Origin of the sequence: Microbacterium sp. A8/3-1, assembly GCF_040267695.1 — a bacterium.
Classification (GTDB): domain Bacteria; phylum Actinomycetota; class Actinomycetes; order Actinomycetales; family Microbacteriaceae; genus Microbacterium; species Microbacterium luteolum.
In genome coordinates this window covers 3,026,071-3,046,237 of the sequence record NZ_CP158357.1, presented here as the reverse complement: position 1 = coordinate 3,046,237, position 20,167 = coordinate 3,026,071, and the positions used below count along the sequence as shown (strand labels likewise).

General features: G+C 69.6%; 18 protein-coding genes. 7 read left to right on the top strand and 11 right to left on the bottom strand.

Annotated features, from left to right (window positions below; genetic code table 11):
• Positions 1-184: 184 nt before the first annotated feature.
• Genes ABS642_RS14890 through ABS642_RS14870 form a run of 5 tightly spaced genes read right to left on the bottom strand, consistent with a single transcriptional unit; the run spans position 185 to position 5,438 of the window.
• Positions 185-1,024, bottom strand: a complete 840-nt coding sequence (locus ABS642_RS14890; RefSeq protein WP_350350699.1) for an ATP-binding cassette domain-containing protein — start codon at positions 1,022-1,024, stop codon at positions 185-187.
• A complete protein-coding gene (locus ABS642_RS14885; RefSeq protein ID WP_350350698.1) occupies positions 1,017-1,877 on the bottom strand; it encodes an ABC transporter ATP-binding protein in 861 nt (286 codons plus the stop codon). The genes ABS642_RS14890 and ABS642_RS14885 overlap by 8 nt, the downstream gene beginning before the upstream one ends.
• The gene (locus ABS642_RS14880) at positions 1,874-2,782 is read right to left on the bottom strand and encodes an ABC transporter permease (protein WP_350350697.1); all 909 of its coding nucleotides are present in this window, start codon (positions 2,780-2,782) and stop codon (positions 1,874-1,876) included. Before ABS642_RS14880 ends, ABS642_RS14885 begins: the two co-directional genes overlap by 4 nt.
• Positions 2,779-3,840, bottom strand: a complete 1,062-nt coding sequence (locus tag ABS642_RS14875; RefSeq protein ID WP_282215362.1) for an ABC transporter permease — start codon at positions 3,838-3,840, stop codon at positions 2,779-2,781. The genes ABS642_RS14880 and ABS642_RS14875 overlap by 4 nt, the downstream gene beginning before the upstream one ends.
• An 11-nt stretch (positions 3,841-3,851) precedes the next feature.
• On the bottom strand, positions 3,852-5,438 hold the full coding sequence (locus ABS642_RS14870; protein ID WP_350350696.1) for an ABC transporter substrate-binding protein: 1,587 nt from the start codon (positions 5,436-5,438) through the stop codon (positions 3,852-3,854).
• Positions 5,439-5,673: 235 nt separating this feature from the next.
• Between ABS642_RS14870 and ABS642_RS14865 the strand changes: the two genes are divergently transcribed.
• Positions 5,674-6,180: an Lrp/AsnC ligand binding domain-containing protein gene (locus ABS642_RS14865; protein ID WP_350350695.1), complete on the top strand. Its 507-nt coding sequence runs from the start codon at positions 5,674-5,676 to the stop codon at positions 6,178-6,180.
• 76 nt (positions 6,181-6,256) lie between these two features.
• On the opposite strand, the gene ABS642_RS14860 is transcribed toward ABS642_RS14865, so the two are convergent.
• From ABS642_RS14860 to ABS642_RS14850, 3 genes are read right to left on the bottom strand one after another with little or no spacing between them, the layout of a single operon-like run.
• Positions 6,257-6,613 (bottom strand): hypothetical protein, encoded by a 357-nt coding sequence (locus tag ABS642_RS14860; protein ID WP_282215359.1) that lies wholly within the window; start codon positions 6,611-6,613, stop codon positions 6,257-6,259.
• A 22-nt stretch (positions 6,614-6,635) separates the two neighbouring features.
• A complete protein-coding gene (locus ABS642_RS14855; RefSeq protein WP_350350694.1) occupies positions 6,636-7,229 on the bottom strand; it encodes a GNAT family N-acetyltransferase in 594 nt (197 codons plus the stop codon).
• The gene (locus ABS642_RS14850) at positions 7,229-8,242 is read right to left on the bottom strand and encodes a hypothetical protein (protein WP_350350693.1); all 1,014 of its coding nucleotides are present in this window, start codon (positions 8,240-8,242) and stop codon (positions 7,229-7,231) included. Before ABS642_RS14850 ends, ABS642_RS14855 begins: the two co-directional genes overlap by 1 nt.
• A 70-nt stretch (positions 8,243-8,312) precedes the next feature.
• On the opposite strand from ABS642_RS14850, the gene ABS642_RS14845 reads away from it, so the two are divergent.
• A complete protein-coding gene (locus ABS642_RS14845; protein WP_350350692.1) occupies positions 8,313-9,281 on the top strand; it encodes a hypothetical protein in 969 nt (322 codons plus the stop codon).
• Positions 9,278-10,399 carry a hypothetical protein gene (locus tag ABS642_RS14840; protein ID WP_350350691.1) on the top strand — a complete coding sequence of 374 codons (1,122 nt, stop codon included), beginning with the start codon at positions 9,278-9,280 and terminating at the stop codon, positions 10,397-10,399. The genes ABS642_RS14845 and ABS642_RS14840 overlap by 4 nt, the downstream gene beginning before the upstream one ends.
• Positions 10,400-10,661: 262 nt before the next feature.
• On the opposite strand, the gene ABS642_RS14835 is transcribed toward ABS642_RS14840, so the two are convergent.
• Together ABS642_RS14835 and ABS642_RS14830 are read right to left on the bottom strand one after the other, a co-directional pair.
• A complete protein-coding gene (locus ABS642_RS14835) occupies positions 10,662-11,060 on the bottom strand; it encodes a DUF779 domain-containing protein (RefSeq protein ID WP_350353445.1) in 399 nt (132 codons plus the stop codon).
• Between the two features lie 112 nt (positions 11,061-11,172).
• Positions 11,173-12,723, bottom strand: a complete 1,551-nt coding sequence (locus ABS642_RS14830) for an aldehyde dehydrogenase family protein (RefSeq protein WP_282215354.1) — start codon at positions 12,721-12,723, stop codon at positions 11,173-11,175.
• 185 nt (positions 12,724-12,908) lie between these two features.
• Here ABS642_RS14830 and ABS642_RS14825 point away from each other — a divergent pair, with 185 nt between their 5' ends.
• Positions 12,909-13,775: an alpha/beta hydrolase gene (locus tag ABS642_RS14825; RefSeq protein WP_350350690.1), complete on the top strand. Its 867-nt coding sequence runs from the start codon at positions 12,909-12,911 to the stop codon at positions 13,773-13,775.
• 15 nt (positions 13,776-13,790) lie between these two features.
• On the opposite strand, the gene ABS642_RS14820 is transcribed toward ABS642_RS14825, so the two are convergent.
• Positions 13,791-15,122 (bottom strand): GAF domain-containing protein, encoded by a 1,332-nt coding sequence (locus ABS642_RS14820; RefSeq protein ID WP_350350689.1) that lies wholly within the window; start codon positions 15,120-15,122, stop codon positions 13,791-13,793.
• A 173-nt stretch (positions 15,123-15,295) separates the two neighbouring features.
• On the opposite strand from ABS642_RS14820, the gene ABS642_RS14815 reads away from it, so the two are divergent.
• Genes ABS642_RS14815 through treY form a run of 3 tightly spaced genes read left to right on the top strand, consistent with a single transcriptional unit; the run spans position 15,296 to position 20,150 of the window.
• On the top strand, positions 15,296-15,598 hold the full coding sequence (locus ABS642_RS14815; protein WP_282215351.1) for a hypothetical protein: 303 nt from the start codon (positions 15,296-15,298) through the stop codon (positions 15,596-15,598).
• Positions 15,595-17,805 (top strand): glycogen debranching protein GlgX, encoded by a 2,211-nt coding sequence (gene glgX / locus ABS642_RS14810; RefSeq protein WP_350350688.1) that lies wholly within the window; start codon positions 15,595-15,597, stop codon positions 17,803-17,805. Before ABS642_RS14815 ends, glgX begins: the two co-directional genes overlap by 4 nt.
• Positions 17,802-20,150: a malto-oligosyltrehalose synthase gene (gene treY / locus ABS642_RS14805; RefSeq protein ID WP_350350687.1), complete on the top strand. Its 2,349-nt coding sequence runs from the start codon at positions 17,802-17,804 to the stop codon at positions 20,148-20,150. Before glgX ends, treY begins: the two co-directional genes overlap by 4 nt.
• Positions 20,151-20,167 lie beyond the last annotated feature (17 nt).

Sequence of the window (20,167 nt, the reverse complement as noted above, 5' to 3'; positions counted from 1 at the left end):
ATCGGGTTCACGCGCCGACAGCCTAGGCCGCCGGCGAGGCGAGGGCGGCACGCCGCCGGAAGGCGCGCGGAATCAGGCAGACGCGCGGAATCAGGCCGATTCTCAAGATGTCGGCCTGATTTGACGCGATCGCCTGATGTGGCGTGCCGCCCCGCGCAGAATCGGACCGACGCGCCGTCCGGCGTCAGTTCAGGACGGGCGGGACCTCGGCCCAGACGGCGCGATCGTCGACCGAGGGTGCTGCCGGGATGCGTCCGGCGCCGTCGGGCTCCGGGATCGCGGCGAGCAGCGCGCGGGTGTACGGATGCTGCGGCGCCGACCACACCTGATCGGTCGGCCCCGACTCCAGCACCCGACCGGCGAACATCACGAACGTGCGGTCCGCGATGCGCCGCACCACGGCGAGGTCGTGCGAGATGAACAGCATCCCCGCACCCGCCTCTGCCACCAGGTCGCGCATGAGGCCAGCCACACTCGTCTGCGTCGAGGCGTCGAGCGCGGAGATCGGCTCGTCGGCGACGAGCAGCGAGGGGCGCGCGGCGAGGGCACGGGCGATCGCGATGCGCTGCTTCTGCCCGCCGGAGAACTGATGCGGGAACCGGGATGCCACCTGCGCGGGAAGGCCGACGCGCTCGAGCCACTCGGCCACGGTCGATCCCTCGGCGCCACGAGCGCGAGCGGTCGCGATGCCGTCGGCGATCTGGTCGCCGACGCGGCGCCGCGGGTTCAGCGAGGTCGAGGGGTCCTGGAACACCATCTGGATGCCGGTCAGCGCCTTCGAGCGACGACGGATGCCGAGCGGCGACACGGGCGCGTCGCGGAAGAGCACCGTGCCGGCCGCGGTCTTCTCGATGCCGACGACGGCACGGGCGAGGCTCGACTTGCCGCTGCCGGATTCGCCGACGAGCGCCACGGTCTCCCCGGGGGCGACGCGCAACGACACTCCGTTCACGGCGATCACGGGCGGGTTGCCCGGGTAGCGCACGACCACGTCCTGCGCGTCGAGGACGGCGATCTCACTCATCTGCATCCCCCTCGTCCGCGGCGTCCGCCGGCGCAGCACCTGCGATCTTCGAGCCGGGAAGAGCCGCGAGCAGCGTCCGCGTGTACTCGTGCTGCGGATCGCGGAACAGCGTCTCGCGGTCGGCCCGCTCGACGATCAGTCCGTCCTTCATCACGGCGACCTCGTCGGCGATCGCGCTCATCACCCCGAGGTCGTGGGTGACCAGCAGCACCGCGAGATTCCGCTCGATCGCGAGGTCGCGCAGCAGCTGCAGGATGCCGGCCTGCACGGTGACGTCGAGCGCGGTGGTCGGCTCGTCCGCCAGCAGCACCTCGGGGTCGCACGCCAGGGCGCAGGCGATCGCGATGCGCTGGCGCTGGCCGCCGGAGAACTGGTGCGGGTACCGCTTGAGCGCCTCCGCAGGATTCGGCACCTGCACGGTCTGGAGCAGCTCGATCGCCCGTGCACGTGCTGCCGCCCCCTTGAGGCCGAGGTGCACGCGCATGTGGTCCGTGAGCTGGCGACCGACCGGCAGCTGCGGGTGCAGCGACGCGGAGGGGTCCTGGAAGATCATCGCGATCCGCTTGCCGCGCACCCGGTTGAGGGCGCGGCGGCCGAGGCCGATGAGCTCCTCTCCCGCCAGCGAGATCGATCCGCCGGTGCGGGCCTGTCGCGGCAGGAGCCCGAGCACGGCGAGCGAGGTCAGCGTCTTGCCCGATCCCGATTCGCCGGCGAGACCGTGGATGCGACCGGGAAGCAGTTCGAGCGAGACGCCGCGCACGAGCGGGCGACCGATGTCGATCGTGAGATCGCGGATGCTGAGCGTCGCGTTCCGCGCCTCGACGGTGCGGGGCTCGACGGTGCGGGCGTTCACGCGGTCACCCCCGCAGAGGCCTTGTGCTCGCCCTGCTTCTCGTGCACGACCTCGGCCGTCGGGTCGAGCACGTCGCGCATGGCGTCTCCGAGGAAGTTGAACGCCAGCACGACCGTGAGGATCGCGAGGCCCGGGAAGACGCCGAGCCACCAGGCGTCGAAGTTCTGCATCGCCCCGGAGATCATCGAACCCCATTCGGCGGTCGGCGGCTGGGCGCCGAGACCGAGGAAGGAGAGTCCGGAGAGAAGGAGGATCGCCGCGCCGATGTCGAGCGTCGCGAGCACCAGGACGGGGCCGGCGATGTTCGGCAGGATGTCGACGAACAGGGTGCGCAGCGGCGAGTGGCCGAGAAGGCGACCGGCGATCACGTAGTTCTGACCGCGCAGGCTCAGCACGATGCTGCGCGTGACGCGGGAGTACTGCGGCCATGACACGACGATCGCCGCGATCACCGCGTTGAACAGCGACGGGCCGAGCGATGCCGCGACCACCATCGCGAGGATGACGGTCGGGAACGCCATGAACAGGTCGGTGATGCGCATGAGGGTCTCGTCGAGCCATCCGCCGAAGTATCCGGCGAGCGCGCCGATCACGGTGCCGATGATCATGGCCGCGATCACGAGCATGAGGGCGAGCGGCAGGCTCACCGTCGCACCCGTCATCAGGCGGGAGAAGATGTCGCGGCCGTTGCCGTCGGTGCCGAGGAGGGTGTCGACGCCCGGCGGCTGCAGTCGTGGGAGCACCTGGGCGTTGGGACCGAAGGGCACCCACCACTGCGCCGTGAACGCGACGATGATCCAGGCGCCGGCGATGACCGTGCCGATGATGCCGAGCGGCGTGCGCCAGGCGCGCGGCCAGCGGAAGCGGAAGCGTCCGGCCGGGGTGGCTGCGGCGATGCGGCTCATGCGATCCTCACTCTCGGGTCGAGGACGCCGTAGAGCAGGTCGACGACGAAGTTGATGAGGAGGTAGATGACGCCGACCACGAGACCGACGCCCATGATGCCGGGGAGGTCGAGGTTGGCGGCCGAGTTGTAGGCGTAGGTGCCGAGGCCCGGCCAGGCGAACACCGACTCGACGAGCACGGTGCCGGAGAGCAGCGAGCCGAAGGCGACACCGACGATCGTGAGGATCGGCAGCGAGGCGCCGCGGAGCACGTAGTCCAGGATGACGCGCATGGCCGGAAGCCCCTTGGCCCGCGCCGCGCGCACGTAGTCGCTGCCCAGCACCTCGAGCACCGAGGTGCGGATGAAGCGGGTCAGCAGGCCGATCGTCACGAGCGACAGCACCAGCACCGGAAGGGCCAGGTGCGCGAGCGCGTCGAAGAAGCCGACGCCGTCGCCGTTCAGCAGGTAGTCGACCGTGTAGAGGCCCGTGATCCGCGGCGGCGGGGTGATCGAGGGCGAGATGCGCCCGGACCCCGGCGCGATGCGCAGCTCCAGGAAGAACACGTAGAAGCTGACGAGCGCCAGCCAGAAGGTCGGAACGCTCAGGCCGATCAGCGTCACGACGCGGATGACCTGATCGGTGACGAGGCCGCGGCGGTAGGCGGCGAGAGTGCCGAGCACGATGCTGACCGCGAGGCTGAGGATGATCGCGCCGATCGCGATCTCGATCGTCGCGGGCACCGCGGTGGCGAGGTCGCTGGTGACCGGACGACCGGTCACCAGCGACGTGCCGAGGTCCCCGCGGAACAGGTTCCCCATATAGATGAAGTACTGCACGAACAGGGGCTGGTCGAGGCCGTTCGCGCGGATGAACGCCTCACGGGTCGCGGGGTTCTGCGACGCCCCCTCACCGAGGGCCGCCGAGACCGGATCTCCCGGCACCAGGTTGGTGAGCGCGAACGTGACGATCGTCACGCCCACCAACAGGAGCAGGGAGGTTCCGGCCCGCCGCAGCAGGTACCCGACCAGAGGCGATCTGCGCCGCTGCGCCTGCCTCTGCACCGCCACCGTCGTCATGGGGATTCCGCTCAGCCGGCCGGGGCGATCTCGGCGATGTCCATCTCCCAGACGGAGTTGTACACGGCACCGGCCACATCGCCCGCGGTCGCGATGTTGCGGCCAGGGACGATCAGCGGCACGAACGGGCCCTCGGCCTGCATGGCCTCGGCGAACGAGGTGAAAGCGTCGGCACGCACGGCCTCATCCGTCGCGCTGGCTGCACCAGCGGCGATCCCGGCGATCTCCGGGTTGGCGTCGGCGGACCAGCCGGCGCGCAGGCCGACCTTCAGGCCCGGGGCGAAGGGGAGGAAGTTCGCGGAGTCCGCGTAGTCCGGACCCCAGAACCAGAGACCGAAGCCCTCGGTGCCGTTGACGTAGGCGTCGAGCTCAGTGGCGAACGGTGCGGGAGCGAGTTCGACCGTGATGCCGGCCTCTTCGAGCTGCGCCTGGATGCGCTCAGCGAGCGGGGTGAACTCCACGCCGCCGACCGGGTAGTCGTTCGGGAACTGCAGCTTCAGGGTCTGACCCGTGTAGCCGGCCTCGGCGAGTGCCGCCTTGGCCTTCTCCGGATCCGGCTTCACACCGGAGTCGAGGGCGCCCTCGAACCCGGGCGGGATGACGCCGGTCGCCTGGACCGCGCCGGCACCCGCCAGCTCGAGCAGGGCGTCGTAGTCGAGCGAGTACCGGATCGCCTCGGCGATCTTCACGTTCGCGAGCTCGCCGGCGACGGCATCCGACTGGTTGAGCAGCAGGAAGATCGTCTGGCCGGACGGAACGGACTCGACCGTGAGGTCGTCGCCGAGACCGGCGACCTGGTCGCCGTTCAGGTCCATCGCGACCATCGAGTCGCCGCCCTTGAGGTTGGCGAGCTGCGTGGCGCTCTCCGAGACGTTGCGCACGACGACGCGCTTGTATGCGGACTCCTCGTCGCCGTTGTACTCGTCGTTCTTCGTCAGCACGACCTGCGAGCTGAGGTCGAGGGTGTCGAGCACGAACGGACCGGATCCGGCGGACTCGCCGTCGAGGAAGCCCTGCGCCGTGTCGGCGCCGTCGGTCGTGCCGCCGTTCTCGATCACGACGTCGGAGTTGACGATGCCGAGCGCCGGGTTCGCGAGGATCGCCGGCAGCTGCAGGAGCGGGGTCTCGGAGACGAACGAGATCGTCTTGTCGTCAACCTCGGCGATCGTCAGGCCGCCGAGCAGGAAGTTCGGCTTGGCCTCGGTCATGCCCTGGATGCGCTGCAGCGTGAAGACGACGTCCTTCGCCTCGATCGGCGAACCGTCGGAGAAGACGCGGTCGCCCTCGAGCGTGAAGGTGAACTCGGTCGCGGCCTCGTTCTGCTCCCACGAGGCGAGACCGGGAACGGGGGTCGAGACGTCGGAGCCCTCGAAGTCGACGAGGGTCTCGTACAGGGCCTTCGCGATCATGTTGCCGGTCGGGTCGTAGGTGTGACCCGGGTCGGCCGTCTCGATCGAGAAAGCGGTGTCGATGACGAGCGAATCCGAGCCCGAGGACTGGTCGCCGTTGTTGGCGGAGTTGCCTCCGGAGCAACCGGCGAGCGCGAGGAGCGCGACGGCTCCGATCGCGATGACTGACGTGCTGCGACGTGACGACATGAGAGCCTCCAGAGGCGAGGAGTACATTCGGGTGTGGCCGACCCAGATGTGGACGACCGGTGATCAGATTCGCATCATATGCGACGATGTGTCCAGCAAGGGTGCGTCACATTGACACGCTCTGTCCAGAACGTCGTGCGTGAGGAGCAATATGTCCAGCAAGGATGCGGAACGGTCGAAGCATTCTGGACGAAGTGCCGCCCCATTGGACGAGACCGCGTACAGAATCCTCGATGTGCTCCGTGATAACGGTCGCGTCTCGATCGCCGCACTCGCCGACAAGGTGGGCATCTCGAGGGCGAATGCCTACACGCGGGTCGAGTCGCTCGTGCACGACGGGGTCATCACGGGCTTCAGCGCCAGAGTCGATCAGGCCAAGGCCGGGCTCTCGATCGGCGCCCTCGTGTTCGTCACGGTGCTCCCGCAGGCATGGGCGTCGTTCCGCGACCGCGTGCTCGAGATGCCCGACGTGGAGTGGTGCGCCATCACGACGGGCGAGCACGACGCGATGCTGCTGATCCGGGCCGTCGACGTCAGCGGTGTGCACGAGTTCTCCACCGGGGTGATCGCGCAGCTGCCCGAAGTGCGGACGGTCGTCAGCGTCGTCGTGCTCGACGAGGTGATCCGGCGCCCCTATCTGCTTCCCGCCGACCTGCCGGAGCGTAGCAGCGTCAGCGCGCCCCTCGGCATGACGCGCTGGACCCCGGCCTCACCCGGCCGCGACACCCTCCCGCCGCGCTGAGGCGTTTCGTCTCGCTCGCTGACGCTCCCTCGCTCAACGACCGGTCGTTGAGCGAGCGCCAGCGAGACGAAACGGGTCAGGCGGGGATCTCCTCGACCACGCTGAGCTGCGGGAGCCCGTGCATCTCGTAGTGCTCGACCAGGCGGATGCGTCCGTCGTCGGTGAGTTCCAGCTCGCTCTCGCCGTCGCCCGTCACAACGCTGCCGTCCGCGACGAGAACATGCACGAAGGACACCCAGATCGTGTCGCCCGTGCGGGTGCCGACGAACTTGCCGAACGTGACCGTGTCGCCCTCGTACCCGCCCCAGATCGCTCCGTCGCGCTCGAAGTACTCGAACACGCTCGGCGCATCGGGGTCGACGGTCGAGGTCGTCGACGACACCATCCGGAATCGGCGGCCGTCGAGGGAAGGGAGCGTCGCAGTGGCAGTCACCCCTCGATTATGGGGGATGCCGTCAGGCCGAGGCCGCGCCGGTCCTCCCCCGCCACTCGTCCTCGAGCAGCGCGTACACCAGCATCGTGGTCCATTCGTCCTTGAACCACTCGCTCTCGACGAGCCGGGCCTCGCGTCGGAACCCGAGCCGCTCGACGACGCCCGCCGATGACGTGTTCCGGTCGTCGATCCGCGCCGCGATGCGATGCAGCCCCAGTCCGTCGAACCCCAGCTCGAGCAGCGCGCCGACCGCCTCGGTGGCGTATCCCCGTCCGGCGAACGCCGGGTCGAAGATGTAGCCGACCTCTCCCGCGCGATCCCTCTCGCTGTGCCAGAACAGCACGACATCGCCGAGCAGGGTCCCGGTCTCCCGGTCCTCGACGGCCAGGCAGATCCCGCCACCCGGTTCGTCGAAACGGGTGCGCGACCAGGTGGTGTCGATGCGCTCTTCGACCTCGGCGAGCGACAGCGGTGCGTACGGCACGCAGCGCACGGCATCCGGATCCGACTTGTACACGTGCATGGCCGGCGCGTCGCCTGGCGCGATCGGTCGCAGCAGCAGCCGCTCGGTGCGGATCGGATACGCGGGCGCGAGTCCCCGTTCTGCCTTCGCCATCATTCGAGGTCCAGCGAGAGGAGGCCGGGGAGGTGCGCGGTCTGCGCCCGCACCGCGACGAGGAGGTCGGCGTAGTCGGGTGTGATCCCGACGCGCGACGATGCGAGCAGGTGCGTGGTGCGCGCGGCGCCTGCGCGTTCGAAGCGGATCCGTCGGACGGGATACGCGGGCGGCGTCATCCAGATGCGGGTGAGCTGCGCGTACGGCTGATCGACATCGTCGAGACGGATGCCGTGCGGACTCACCGTCACGTGCGCCGGGATCGCGCGCACGACGCGACGGCGCTGCACCGCGCCGATCGCGAAGCCGATCGCTGCGACGGCCGCCATCGGCACGATCAGCACGAGCGCCGAGAACTCGCCCTCGAGGAAGCCGGGCACGGCGGCGAGGAGCCCGAAGCCGAGCGCGACGGCGAAGAACACGACCGCGCCGATCGTGAGCCGCGAGGCCAGTCGGCGCTCCCCGGCAGCGTCGATCGTGAACGTCGTGGGCAGATGGGCCCGCGCTCGCGCGGCCTCGACCGGGTCTGCGACGGGAGGCGGCGCGATCGGGTTGAGCTCGGCCATGAGCTCGCTGAACGTCGCTCTCGTGAAGCCGGGCAGCTCGATCGTGATCTCGCGGTCGCCGCTGAACACGACGAGTGCGCGCGTGGTGCCGCTGGGCAATCCGTTCGTGCGGTGCTCGGTGACCTTCGACCGGAAGACGGTCGTCGCCCGCGGGAACGACTCGCGGCTTCCCGCTCGACCGATCTCGACGGTGTCCGGACGCACGACGACGCGGATGTTCCGGAACCAGAACGCCCCGACGAAGACCGCCACGGTCAGAGCGATCGCCACGACGAGAACGACGGTCCCCCTGGTCGAGATGTTCATCGTCCGCGGCAGGAACCGCGGAAGGAGGAAGAGCGCCGCGGCCGACAGCGCCGCCGCGAGCAGGACCGCGCCGAGGAGGATGCGCATCGGATGCCGGCGGAAGACCCGCTCGCTTGGAGCGACCTGAACCTGATTCACCATGCGGGATCTCCCCCGAGACCGTGGACTGTCAGCAGCACGCCTCTTACCGTAACGCCGGTAGCGTGGTCGCATGGAGTGGATCGCAGACACGAGCGTCGGAGCGTGGCTTCGCGAGCGCCTGGACGACGCCCACGCGACGATGCACGGAGTCGTCCCGCATGGCTTCCCCGCGTATGCGCGGGTCTTCCACCCGGCGATCGTGCGATCGCTGCCGGATCGCCCCGTGCCGGCGCCCGCCGAGTGGGAGAGCATGCCCGAGGCGGAGCAGCAGCGCCTCCGCGAGCAGTTCGTCGATGAGCCCGCGACGTGGGCCGAGACCGCCGCGGCGTTCGGAACGACGATGCATCCCTTCGCGCAGTGGCGACGGATCGTCCGCACCCCCGACGACGAGGACTGGCGTACCCGCATCTCCCCCGACGGGCGCGAGTTCAGCGCGCCCGTCGAGGGCGAGCTCGGCGCCGGGATGCTCTCGGCGATCGCGGGGCACCTCGTCGCGCACACGAGCACTCCGGATGCCGGATTCGCGGCGGTCTGGGAGGGCTACGGCGGCCTGCTCGGCTTCTTCGGGGAGGCGCCGTCGCGGGCGTTCCTCACCTTCACCGACGATCCGAACCACCAGGCGATGCTGAACCGGAGCACGCACGATCCGTTCAACAACGTCTTCCGCAAGCCCACCTGGCAGGACGGCATCCTCTCGCGGGAGATCTCCGAGGGACCGCGTCTCTCGCTGCCCGACCGCGACCACGTGCTGTTCTCCGCGCCGCCGCGCACCTTCGCCGACCCCGGATGGGTGCTGCAGGTGCCGTGGCGGGACCGGCCCGCGGAGGAGCACGGCTTCCCGCCTGCGGCCCTGAGCCCCAGCCTCCTCTGGCCGGAGGATCGCTCGTGGGTGATGGTGTCCGAGATCGACTTCGACTCCACGATCGTGGCGGGTCCAGACGCCCTGATCCACGAGATCTGCGCCGACGACCGTCTCGAGGCGATGCAGATCCCGGAGGGCACCGACCTGACCTGGGACGCCGACCAGGTGAACCGATGACCGCGCCGCAGCCCCCGATCACGTTCGACGCCCGGCCGCTCACCGACCCGGTCGACTCCGCGGCCGTCCGGGCGTTCACCTCCGAGCTGCGAGCACGGCAGTCGACCAGCGCCTCGACATCGACGATCATCGGCATCGTGGCCGCGTCGGTCGCCGGCATCGTGGTGCTGCCGATCATCGTGACGGTGTTCCTCAGCCTGGCGTCGGCGAGCGGCTCGCCCGGGATCGCGGTGATCCCCCTGGTGCTCATCGGCCTGGTCCTGGTCGCGGTCGTCCTGATGATCTGGCTCGGCGTGCGGAACGCCCAGGCCACGCGCTACCGGCTGAGCCGCTTCGCCCAGGCGAACGGCATGTCGTACGAGGCGAGGATCGCCGACCCGCCGCTGCCCGGCATGATCTTCAGCCTCGGCCGCTCCCGCCAGTCGACCGACCTCGTCCGCGGCACCCGCCCGCGGTTCGTCGAGTTCGGCAACTACCAGTACACGGTGCAGTCGGGGAAGAACTCGACGACCTACCGCTGGGGGTACGTGGCGGTGAAGCTCGACGTGCCGCTCCCGAACATCGTGCTCGACGCGAACGGCAACAACAGCTTCGGATCGAACCTGCCTGCGTCGTTCGAGAAGGAGCAGCGCCTCTCGCTCGAGGGCGACTTCGACCGGTACTTCACGCTGTACTGCCCCGCGGGATACGAGCGCGACGCTCTCTATCTGTTCACGCCCGACATCATGGCGCGGTTCATCGACAACGCCGCCCAGCTCGACGTCGAGATCGTCGACGACTGGCTGTTCCTCTACACGCAGCGCAAGGTGTCGACGCTCGACCCCGCGACCTGGGCGTGGCTGTTCGGTGCGGTCGGTGCGCTGCTGACGAAGTTCGACCAGTGGGCGCGGTGGCGTGACGAGCGGCTGCTCGCCGAGAACGCGGATGCCGTCGCGACGGCATCCGTCCCCGCCCCCGCGATGAACGCGCAGCTGCCGTTCGCTCCACCGGTCGGCCTGCTCACGCCGCCGCCGGGCGTCGCACCGCAGGGCCGCCGGCTGAAGCGGAGCACCAGGTGGCTGCCGATCGTGTTCCTCATCGGCTTCGCGCTCTTCTGGTTCTGGAGCCGGCTGAACTGAGAGTCAGAGGCGGAGGGGGAGTGTGGGGGTGGGTGTCGGCTGGGGACCGAACTCCCACCCCATCCCCCCTCGGGATCGAAAGAAGATCGACTCTCCCTCCGCATGACGGCTGACGCCGTCCGCGCCCGCGGTCAGCTGGGGACTGACGCTGCTCGGCGCATACGTGAATGGTATACCGGCCGACGTTGCAACGGGTTGCGTCCATGCGTCCGCATGCGGTCTGCGGATCACGCACGGCGTTCCTGCTCACAGGAGATCGAACTCACGTGTCGCTGCGAAGGCCGAAGTACTCCAGCTCCGCGTCGTTCAGCATCCGCGATCGGATGAGGAAGCGCATGCCCGTCGGCCCCTCGACGCTGAAGCCGGCTCCCCGTCCGGGGACGACGTCGATGGTCAGGTGCGTGAACTTCCAGTACTCGAACTGCGACTCCGACATGAAGACCTCGACCGGTGCCTCGAGCCCCATGTCGAGGGCACCGAGGAGGACGTCGCCCGGTCCCGTGATGAACATGCCGACGGGATAGCACATGGGCGATGAGCCGTCGCAGCATCCGCCGGACTGGTGGAACATCAGCGGGCCGTGCTGCGCCGTGAGGTCGCGCGCGAGGGATGCCGCGGCATCCGTCACGTCCACTCGCTGGTACGTGCCGATCTTCACCATGTCCGTGCCTTTCACGTCTTGCTCGTCGCACCCACCTCTGGGTCCCTGAGCCTGTCGAAGGGCCGAACGATCGGCGACGCTTCGACAGGCTCAGCACCCCATCGGATCGAGCTCAGAAGAAGCCCATCGGGCCTTCCGCGTACGAGACGAGGAGGTTCTTCGTCTGCTGGTAGTGGTCGAGCATCATCTTGTGGTTCTCGCGCCCCACACCCGACTGCTTGTATCCGCCGAACGCGGCGTGCGCGGGGTACTGGTGGTAGGTGTTCGTCCAGACGCGACCCGCTTCGATCGCGCGACCGGCACGGTACGCCGTGTCGCCGCTGCGGCTCCACACACCGGCACCGAGGCCGTACAGCGTGTCGTTGGCGATCGAGATCGCGTCGTCGAAGTCATCGAACGAAGTGACCGACAGCACGGGTCCGAAGATCTCCTCCTGGAAGATGCGCATGTCGTTCGTGCCCTCGAACACGGTCGGCTCGACGTAGTAGCCCTCGCTGAGGTCGCCGCCGAGGTCGACCCGTCCGCCGCCCGTGAGCAGCCGGGCGCCGCCCTGCTTTCCGATGTCGATGTAGCTGAGGATCTTCTCCAGCTGGTCGTTCGACGCCTGCGCGCCGATCATCGTCGCCGGGTCGAGCGGGTTGCCCTGGACGACCTTCTTCACCCGCTCCAGACCGTCGGCGAGGAAGCCGTCGTAGATCGAGCGTTGGATGAGCGCCCGCGACGGGCAGGTGCAGACCTCGCCCTGGTTCAGCGCGAACATCGTGAAACCCTCGAGCGCCTTGTCGTAGTAGGGGTCGGCGGTCGAGCGCGCGACGTCCTCGAAGAACACGTTCGGGCTCTTGCCTCCGAGCTCGAGCGTCACCGGGATGAGGTTCTGCGAGGCGTACTGCATGATCAGGCGACCGGTGGTGGTCTCACCGGTGAAGGCGACCTTGCGGATGCGCTTGTGCTGCGCGAGCGGGGCGCCGGCCTCGATCCCGAACCCGTTGACGATGTTCACGACGCCGGCCGGAAGCAGGTCGCCGATGATGTCGAACAGGAAGAGGAGGGATGCCGGGGTCTGCTCGGCCGGCTTGATCACGACGCAGTTGCCTGCGGCGAGCGCGGGTGCGAGCTTCCACACGGCCATGAGGATCGGGAAGTTCCAGGGGATGATCTGGCCGACCACGCCGAGCGGCTCATGGAAGTGATAGGCCACGGTGTTCTCGTCGAGCTGGCTGATGCCGCCCTCCTGAGCGCGCAGGACGCCGGCGAAGTAGCGGAAGTGGTCGACCGCGAGAGGGATGTCGGCGGCGAGGGTCTCGCGCACCGGCTTGCCGTTCTCCCAGGTCTCGGCGACGGCGATCTCCTCGAGGTGCTGCTCGATGCGGTCGGCGATCCGGTTCAGGATCACCGAGCGCTCGGCCGGGCTCGTCTTGCCCCAGCCCGCGAACGCCTTCCACGCGACGTCGACCGCCCGGTCGATGTCCTCGCTCGTGCCGCGGCCGACCTCGGTGAACGGCTTGCCGTTGACCGGACTGACGTTCTCGAAGTACTGCCCCTTGACGGGATCGACGAACTCGCCGCCGATGTAGTGGCCGTAGCGGGCACGGTAGTTCGCGAGGGCGCCCGGTCGTCCCGGGGCCGCGTAGGCGGTGGACACGTCTTCTTCGACGATGGTCATCGTGACTCCTTCGACGGGCCGCGCTTCGGTGCGGCGGCTGTTGTCACGACGGTAGGTCGCGCGAGGTTGCACCCGAGTGCGCAACGTTGCAGGGGGTTGCATCGCCCCCGGACCGATGGTGCTGGCGCACACGGCCCCGGCGTCATAGCATCCTGGGAGATCGCCCGCGATGGAGGAGGCCCTCAATGACGCAGCACACGCTCGAGCTCCCGGATGTCGACCTGGTCTACGACGTGCACGGGCCCCTGCCGACGGCGGATGCCCATCCCCCGCTGCTGATGATCGGCCAGCCGATGGACGCGAGCGGCTTCCGCGACCAGGTGCGGCTGTTCGACGACCGGACGGTGATCACCTACGATCCTCGTGGTCTCGGCCGGAGCGTCCGCAAGGACGGCGGGGTGACGAACGAGCCCGAGACCCAGGCGGAGGACCTCCACGCGCTCATCGAGGCGCTCGGCGCCGGCCCCGTCGACCTGTTCGCGAGCAGCGGTGGGGCGGTGACGGCCCTCGCGCTGGTCACCGCGTACCCGCACGACGTGGCCACCCTGGTCGCCCACGAGCCGCCGATCGACAGCGTGCTGCCCGACGCCGAAGCCGTCCAGCGAGCACGCGCGGCGTACACGCAGGTGTATCAGGACAAGGGCTGGGGCGCCGGGATGGCGGCGTTCATCGCGATGACCGCCTGGGAGGGCGAGGTCACGGACGAGTACTTCGCCCAGCCGGTACCGGATCCGGCGGCGTTCGGGATGCCGACCGAGGACGACGGCACCAGGGAGGATCCGCTGCTGTCGGAGCGGTCCTGGGCCGTGTGCCTGTACGAGCCGGATCTCGAGGCGCTGAAGGCGTCGCCGACGCGGATCGTCATCGCGGTGGGTGAGGAGTCGAAGAACGTCTACACCGGCCGGACGGCGCTCGCCCTGGCGGAGCAGCTCGGCCAGGAGGCGACGGTGTTCCCCAGCCACCACGGCGGCTTCCTGGGCGGCGAGTTCGGCTACGCCGGTCAGCCCGAGGCCTTCGCCGTCAAGCTCCGCGACGTGCTCGATCAGGAGTGATCCCGGTCGCCGACGCTAGCTGCGGTCGAGGCGCTCGATCCGGGCGACCAGCGCGGCGCGCTTCGGCGAGCGCGCGGGAAGCATCTCGAGCGCGAGCCGCAGCGCCTCGGCGTCACCCTGTCCCTCGGGGATCTCGGCGTAGGCCAGCAGCACGTCGAGGCTGGCCTCTGAGAGCATGACCTCGCGGAGCGCCCCGCGCACGGATTCGCGGAACTCCTCCACGCCCGGCGACGTCGACTCGGGCAGCACGGGCCCGCGATACGCGGTGAGGGCCACCCTGTGCGCGCCGCGGTCGAGCAGCGAGAGCACGTCGTGCGCATCCGTCTCGAGCGCCACCGGCAGGCGGTACGGCCGCGACTCCGGCACGAGGTCCGGTGCCGTCCGCTCGAGCACCTTGCGCAGGCGCACCATCTCGGGTCGCAGGGTGTCGGGAGAGACGCCCGGCCCGTAGACGAGCTCGCACAGCCGCTCGGCGGAGAGACCCTGCCGGTGCACGGCGAGCATCAGCAGGATGGCCGCGTGCCGCGCGCTGAGCTCGATCATCGACTCGTCGTGCTCGGACTCGGTCTCCAGTCGTGCGCGATCCCTGCCGAGCACATGGAGCGTCGCCCGGGCGGTCTTCAGCGGCCGGGCCTTGACCGGCGCCGGACGCTGGCGCGGTGCCTCGCTGCGCTCCCGGAGGCGCGTGACCATCAGCTCCGATTCGACGGCCCGCGCGGTGGCGTCGACGAGCAGCCTCGCCTGCGGGGACACGACCTCGGGACCGCCCGTGATGTCGATCACACCGAGCACGCGCTGCGTCTCCGGGTCGCGCACCGGAGCGGCCGTGCACGACCACGGGTGCACGAGGCGGTTGTAGTGCTCAGCGCCGCGGATCTGCACCGACTGCCCGAGCGCGAGCGCGGTTCCGGGGGCGCTCGTGCCGACGGCATCCTCCGACCAGTTCGCGCCGGCCACGAAGCCCATGTCGTCGGTGAGCGAGCGCAGCTGACGGTCCCCCTCGATCCAGAGCAGCCGACCCGCCTTGTCGCCGACGGCGATGATGACGCCGGAGTCCTCTTCGGTGTCGGGCAGCAGCAGGGCGCGGATCATGTCCATCGCCGAGGCGAGCGGGTGCGCGAGCCGGTAGTCCTCGAGCTCCTCGGTGTGGAGGTCGAGGGGCGGCGCGCCTTCCGACCCCACCCTCCCCCGCCACGACCTCTCCCACGAGTCCCGCACGAGGGGACGCACCTCCTGCAGGCGCCGATCGTCGAGGTTGCCCGCCAGCATCTCCTCGTGGGCACGCTCGATGAGCAGCCGCGATGCGTGCGGGAGGGCTTCGCGCGAAACCTGCCACGGTGCAGACACAGCGTTCTCCGATCGTCGAAGATGGTGCGTTTTCCTCAGTGTAGGAGTCGGATGCCGTGGGCGAAACCGGTATATCGGTCAGTCTGTAGCGGTTTCCCGCCGCCCTGGCAATGCCGTTCCCGGATTCGCCGACCCCTTCTACCGTGAGGATCATCCCCGAGTCAGGAGGTCTCATGTCCGTCAGAACCCCCGCCCCCTCTGGCTCCGAAGTGCGCACCGCGCAGGAGCCGGACGTGTCGTCCGAGCCGCAGCATCCGGCCAAGCCGAGAGCCGAGCTCTTCGACTTCGACCGCTACGTCGTGAGCCAGGACGGCCCCATCGGCTATGTCGAGGTCGTCTCCCCCGTCTTCGTCTGCTACCTGGGGCACCCGTATGCCCTGGCCGAGGAGATCGCGCAGGTTCTCGACTTCGACCGCGCGGTGCAGATCGTCGCAGAGCGGGCCGCCACGTCGCGGCGGCCTAAGCTCGCCCCATGAGTCACGAGATCTGGCCTGGATCGGCATACCCCCTCGGAGCGACCTTCGACGGGCAGGGAACGAACTTCGCGCTGTTCAGCGAGGGCGCGGAGAAGGTGGAGCTCTGCCTCTTCGATGACGACGGCGGCGAGGAGCGCGTGACGCTCACCGAGGTGGACGCCTTCGTGTGGCACGGCTACCTCCCCTCGGTGCAGCCGGGGCAGCTCTACGGCTACCGCGTGCACGGTCCCTTCGCCCCCGAAGAGGGCAAGCGCTTCAACCCGAACAAGCTCCTCCTCGACCCGTACGCCAAGGCCGTCTCCGGCCGTATCGAATGGGGACAGGCCCCCTTCGGCTACGACTTCGGCGAGCCCGATTCCCGGAACGACGACGACTCCGCGGCATCCATGGTGAAGGGCGTCGTCATCAACCCGTTCTTCGAATGGGCCGGTGACCGCCTGCCGAAGACTCCCTATGCCCAGACCGTCATCTACGAGGCGCACGTCAAGGGACTCACCGTCCGCCACCCCGACGTCCCGGAAGAGCTGCGCGGCACGTACGCCGGCATCGCGCACCCCGCCGTCATCGAGCACCTCACCCGCCTCGGCGTGACCGCGCTCGAGCTGATGCCGGTGCACCAGTTCGTCGACGATTCCGTGCTCGAGGACAAGGGGCTGTCGAACTACTGGGGCTACAACACGCTCGGCTTCTTCGCGCCGCACAGCGGGTACTCGTCCAGCGGCGAGCACGGCCAGCAGGTGCAGGAGTTCCGCGCCATGGTCCGCGCCCTGCATGCCGCCGGGATCGAGGTCATCCTCGACGTCGTCTACAACCACACGGCCGAGGGCAACCACCTGGGACCCACCCTCTCGATGCGCGGCATCGACAACGAGGCCTACTACCGCCTCGAGAAGGACAAGCGCTACTACACGGACTACACCGGCACGGGGAACAGCCTGAACGCCGGCAGCCCGCACGCGCTGCAGCTCCTGATGGACTCGCTCCGCTACTGGGTGACCGAGATGCACGTCGACGGTTTCCGCTTCGACCTGGCCTCGACGTTGGCGCGGGAGTTCTACGACGTCGACCGCCTGTCGACGTTCTTCGAGCTCGTGCAGCAGGATCCGGTGGTCTCGCAGGTGAAGCTCATCGCGGAGCCGTGGGATGTCGGCCCGGGCGGCTACCAGGTCGGCAACTTCCCGCCGCAGTGGACCGAGTGGAACGGCAAGTACCGCGACACGGTCCGCGACTTCTGGCGGGGCGAGCCGCAGGCCCTCGGCGAGTTCGCGTCGCGTCTGACCGGATCGGCCGACCTCTACGAGCACTCGGGCCGGCGTCCGGTAGCGTCGATCAACTTCGTCACCGCGCACGACGGCTTCACGCTGCGCGACCTCGTCTCGTACAGCGAGAAGCACAACGAGGCGAACGGCGAGGACAACAACGACGGCGAGAGCCACAACCGCTCCGACAACATGGGCGTCGAGGGACCGACCGACGACGAGGCCGTGAACCGTCGGCGCGCCCGTCAGCAGCGCAACTTCCTCGCCACGCTGCTGCTGTCCCAGGGCGTGCCGATGATCTCTCACGGCGACGAGCTCGGACGCACCCAGCGCGGCAACAACAACGGCTACGCCCAGGACAACGAGACGACCTGGATCGACTGGGACTCCGCCGATCTGCCTCTCGTCGAGTTCACGGCGGCCGTCGCCCGGCTCCGCCGCCGGCATCCGACGTTCCGGCGCAGCCGGTTCTTCAACGGCCGTCCCGTGGAACTCGACGACGAGCGCATCGCCGACGTCGTCTGGCTCCGCCCCGACGGCAGCCCGATGGCGCCGGCGGACTGGGATTCCGGCTTCGGGCTCCTGGTGGGCATGTTCCTCAACGGCCAGGGCATCCGCGAGAAGGATCTGCGCGGCCGGGCGGTCACCGACGTCAACTTCATCGTGTACTTCAACAGCGGCGACGAGCCCGTCGACATCGTGCTCCCGGATGAGCGCCACGGCGAGCACTGGCACGTGGCCGTCGACACCGCGGGCGAGATGGCCGACGGATCGGATCACGCCGCCGGCACGCAGCTGACGATCGAGGCGAAGGCCCTCCTCGTGCTGCAGGAGGTCGACGGGCCCGAACCCTCCACCGACGACTCGGTGGATGCGTCGCTTCGGATGCAGAACGATCAGGCGGACGGCGTGGCACCCGCGCCGAGAGCGGAGCAGGCGACCTCATGACCCGACGGCCCCTCTCGACGTATCGGCTGCAGATCAGCGATCGGTTCCCGCTCGACGATGCGGCCGCCGTCACGGCGTACCTCGCGGATCTCGGGGCGGACTGGGCCTACCTGTCTCCCCTGCTGGCTGCGGTGCCGGGGTCGAACCACGGATACGACGTGGTCGATCACTCCCGCGTCGACCCGGATCGCGGCGGGGCCGAAGGGCTCGAACGGTTCGCGGCCACCGCACGCGCGGCGGGGCTCAGCATCCTGGTCGACATCGTCCCGAACCACGTCGGCGTCGCGGTGCCGAGGCTGAACCCCTGGTGGTGGGATGTGCTGCGGCTCGGGCGCGCATCGCGCCACGCGGTCGCATTCGACATCGACTGGCCGGCTGGCGGCGGCAGGCTGCTCGTGCCGATCCTCGGCTCGGCGCCCGAGGAGGTCATCGCGAACGGCGAGCTCGTGATCGACGCCTCCCCCGCCGAGGACGCCCCCGACGGCACCCTCGCGTACTTCGACCACGTGCTGCCGCTGGCGCCAGGATCGGGCGAGCACGCCGACGACCTCCCCGCACTCCTCGCCGCCCAGCACTACGAGCTGCGGTTCTGGGAAGACCAGAACACTGCGCTCAACTACCGCCGCTTCTTCGCGGTGGTCGAGCTCGCCGGCATCCGCGTCGAACTCCCCGACGTCTTCGCGGAGTCGCACCGCGAGATCGCGCGGTGGGTGCGCGACGGGCTCGCCGACGGCATCCGCGTGGATCACCCGGACGGGCTGGTCGACCCCGGCGGCTACCTCGAGCAGCTGGCGGATGCCACGGGCGGGGCATACACGCTGGTGGAGAAGATCCTCGAGCCCGGCGAGCCGCTGCCGTCCTGGTGGCGCACCGACGGGACCACGGGGTACGACGCGCTCGCGGAGCTCGACCGTGTCCTCGTCGATCCCGCGGGCGTCGAGGAACTGGACCGGCTCGACGCACGCCTCCGCGCGGAGACCGGGCTGCCCGAGGCGCAGCCGTGGCCGGACCTCATCCACACCACCAAGCGCATGATCGCCGACGAGCTACTCGCGTCGGAGGTCCATCGACTCGTGCGCACCCTTCCGCACGGGGTCGTGCGCGCGGAGGATGCCCTCGCCGAGCTGCTCGCCTGCTTCCCGGTCTACCGCTCGTACCTGCCCGAGGGCATCGCGCACCTGCTGCACGCCTTCACGGAGGCCCGGCGGCGGCGCCCGGACCTTGCCGAGGCTTTCGACGAGCTGGAGCCGCTGCTCGCGGATCCGGCGCTCGAGGTCGCGCAGCGCTTCCAGCAGACGAGCGGGGCGGTCATGGCGAAGGGCGTGGAGGACACGGCCTTCTACCGGTTCACGCGTCTGGGGACGCTGACCGAGGTCGGTGCTGATCCGTCGATCGCCGCGCTGTCCGTCGACGACTTCCACGAGGCGCAGGCGGCGCGCCTGGCGGCATGGCCGCATTCGATGACGACGCTCTCGACGCACGACACCAAGCGATCGGAGGATGTGCGGGCCCGGCTCACGGTGCTGTCCGAGATCCCCGAGCGCTGGGCCGAGGTGCTCGACGAGCTTCGCGCGGTCGCCGGCACAGGGCACGGCCCGCTCGACGCCCTGATCTGGCAGGCCGCGGTCGGCGCGTGGCCGCTGTCGTCGGAACGGTTGCTGGCGTACGCGACGAAGGCCGCCCGCGAAGCATCCGAGTCGACCGCGTGGCAGCATCCGGATGCCGTGTTCGAGGAGGGCCTGGCCGCGACCGCCCGATCCATCGAGGGTGACGCGCGCCCGATACTCGACCGCTTCGTCGCCGAGATCGCGGATGCCGGACGCTCGAACTCGCTCTCGGCCAAGCTGCTGCAGCTCACCGGCCCCGGAGTCCCCGACGTCTACCAAGGCAGCGAGCTGTGGGATCTGTCGCTCGTCGACCCGGACAACCGCCGCCCGGTCGACTTCGCCGAGCGGGCCCGCCTGCTGACCGAGCTGGACGCCGACGCGGCGCGCGGCATCGTTCCGCCCGTCGACGACTCGGGCCGGGCGAAGCTGCTCGTCACGTCGCGCGCGCTGCGTCTGCGCCGCGACAACCCCGAGCTCTTCCGTGTCCATCGCTCCGCGGTGGTCGAGGGCGAGGCGGCACGACACGGCATCGCCGTCCATCGCGGAGGGGTGACCGCGGTGGCGACACGCCTCCCGGTCGGGCTGGCCCGACGCGGCGGTTGGGGCGACACCGTCCTGATGCGCGCCGACGTCCCTGGAACGGACGTGCTCACCGGACGACGGATCGCCGCGGGGCCGGTACGCCTCGCGGAACTGCTGGCGACGTACCCCGTGGCGTTGATCGAGGACGCACGGTGATCGAGGTCTGGGCTCCG

What these genes read in the sequence shown, in the direction of transcription:
- ABS642_RS14890 (WP_350350699.1), bottom strand. Translation starts at nt 1,024, where the DNA reads ATGAGTGAGATCGCCGTCCTCGACGCGCAGGACGTGGTCGTGCGCTAC.
- ABS642_RS14880 (WP_350350697.1), bottom strand. Translation starts at nt 2,782, where the DNA reads ATGAGCCGCATCGCCGCAGCCACCCCGGCCGGACGCTTCCGCTTCCGC.
- ABS642_RS14875 (WP_282215362.1), bottom strand. Translation starts at nt 3,840, where the DNA reads ATGACGACGGTGGCGGTGCAGAGGCAGGCGCAGCGGCGCAGATCGCCT.
- ABS642_RS14870 (WP_350350696.1), bottom strand. Translation starts at nt 5,438, where the DNA reads ATGTCGTCACGTCGCAGCACGTCAGTCATCGCGATCGGAGCCGTCGCG.
- ABS642_RS14855 (WP_350350694.1), bottom strand. Translation starts at nt 7,229, where the DNA reads ATGGCGAAGGCAGAACGGGGACTCGCGCCCGCGTATCCGATCCGCACC.
- ABS642_RS14850 (WP_350350693.1), bottom strand. Translation starts at nt 8,242, where the DNA reads ATGGTGAATCAGGTTCAGGTCGCTCCAAGCGAGCGGGTCTTCCGCCGG.
- ABS642_RS14845 (WP_350350692.1), top strand. Translation starts at nt 8,313, where the DNA reads ATGGAGTGGATCGCAGACACGAGCGTCGGAGCGTGGCTTCGCGAGCGC.
- ABS642_RS14840 (WP_350350691.1), top strand. Translation starts at nt 9,278, where the DNA reads ATGACCGCGCCGCAGCCCCCGATCACGTTCGACGCCCGGCCGCTCACC.
- ABS642_RS14835 (WP_350353445.1), bottom strand. Translation starts at nt 11,060, where the DNA reads ATGGTGAAGATCGGCACGTACCAGCGAGTGGACGTGACGGATGCCGCG.
- ABS642_RS14830 (WP_282215354.1), bottom strand. Translation starts at nt 12,723, where the DNA reads ATGACCATCGTCGAAGAAGACGTGTCCACCGCCTACGCGGCCCCGGGA.
- ABS642_RS14825 (WP_350350690.1), top strand. Translation starts at nt 12,909, where the DNA reads ATGACGCAGCACACGCTCGAGCTCCCGGATGTCGACCTGGTCTACGAC.
- ABS642_RS14815 (WP_282215351.1), top strand. Translation starts at nt 15,296, where the DNA reads ATGTCCGTCAGAACCCCCGCCCCCTCTGGCTCCGAAGTGCGCACCGCG.
- glgX (WP_350350688.1), top strand. Translation starts at nt 15,595, where the DNA reads ATGAGTCACGAGATCTGGCCTGGATCGGCATACCCCCTCGGAGCGACC.
- treY (WP_350350687.1), top strand. Translation starts at nt 17,802, where the DNA reads ATGACCCGACGGCCCCTCTCGACGTATCGGCTGCAGATCAGCGATCGG.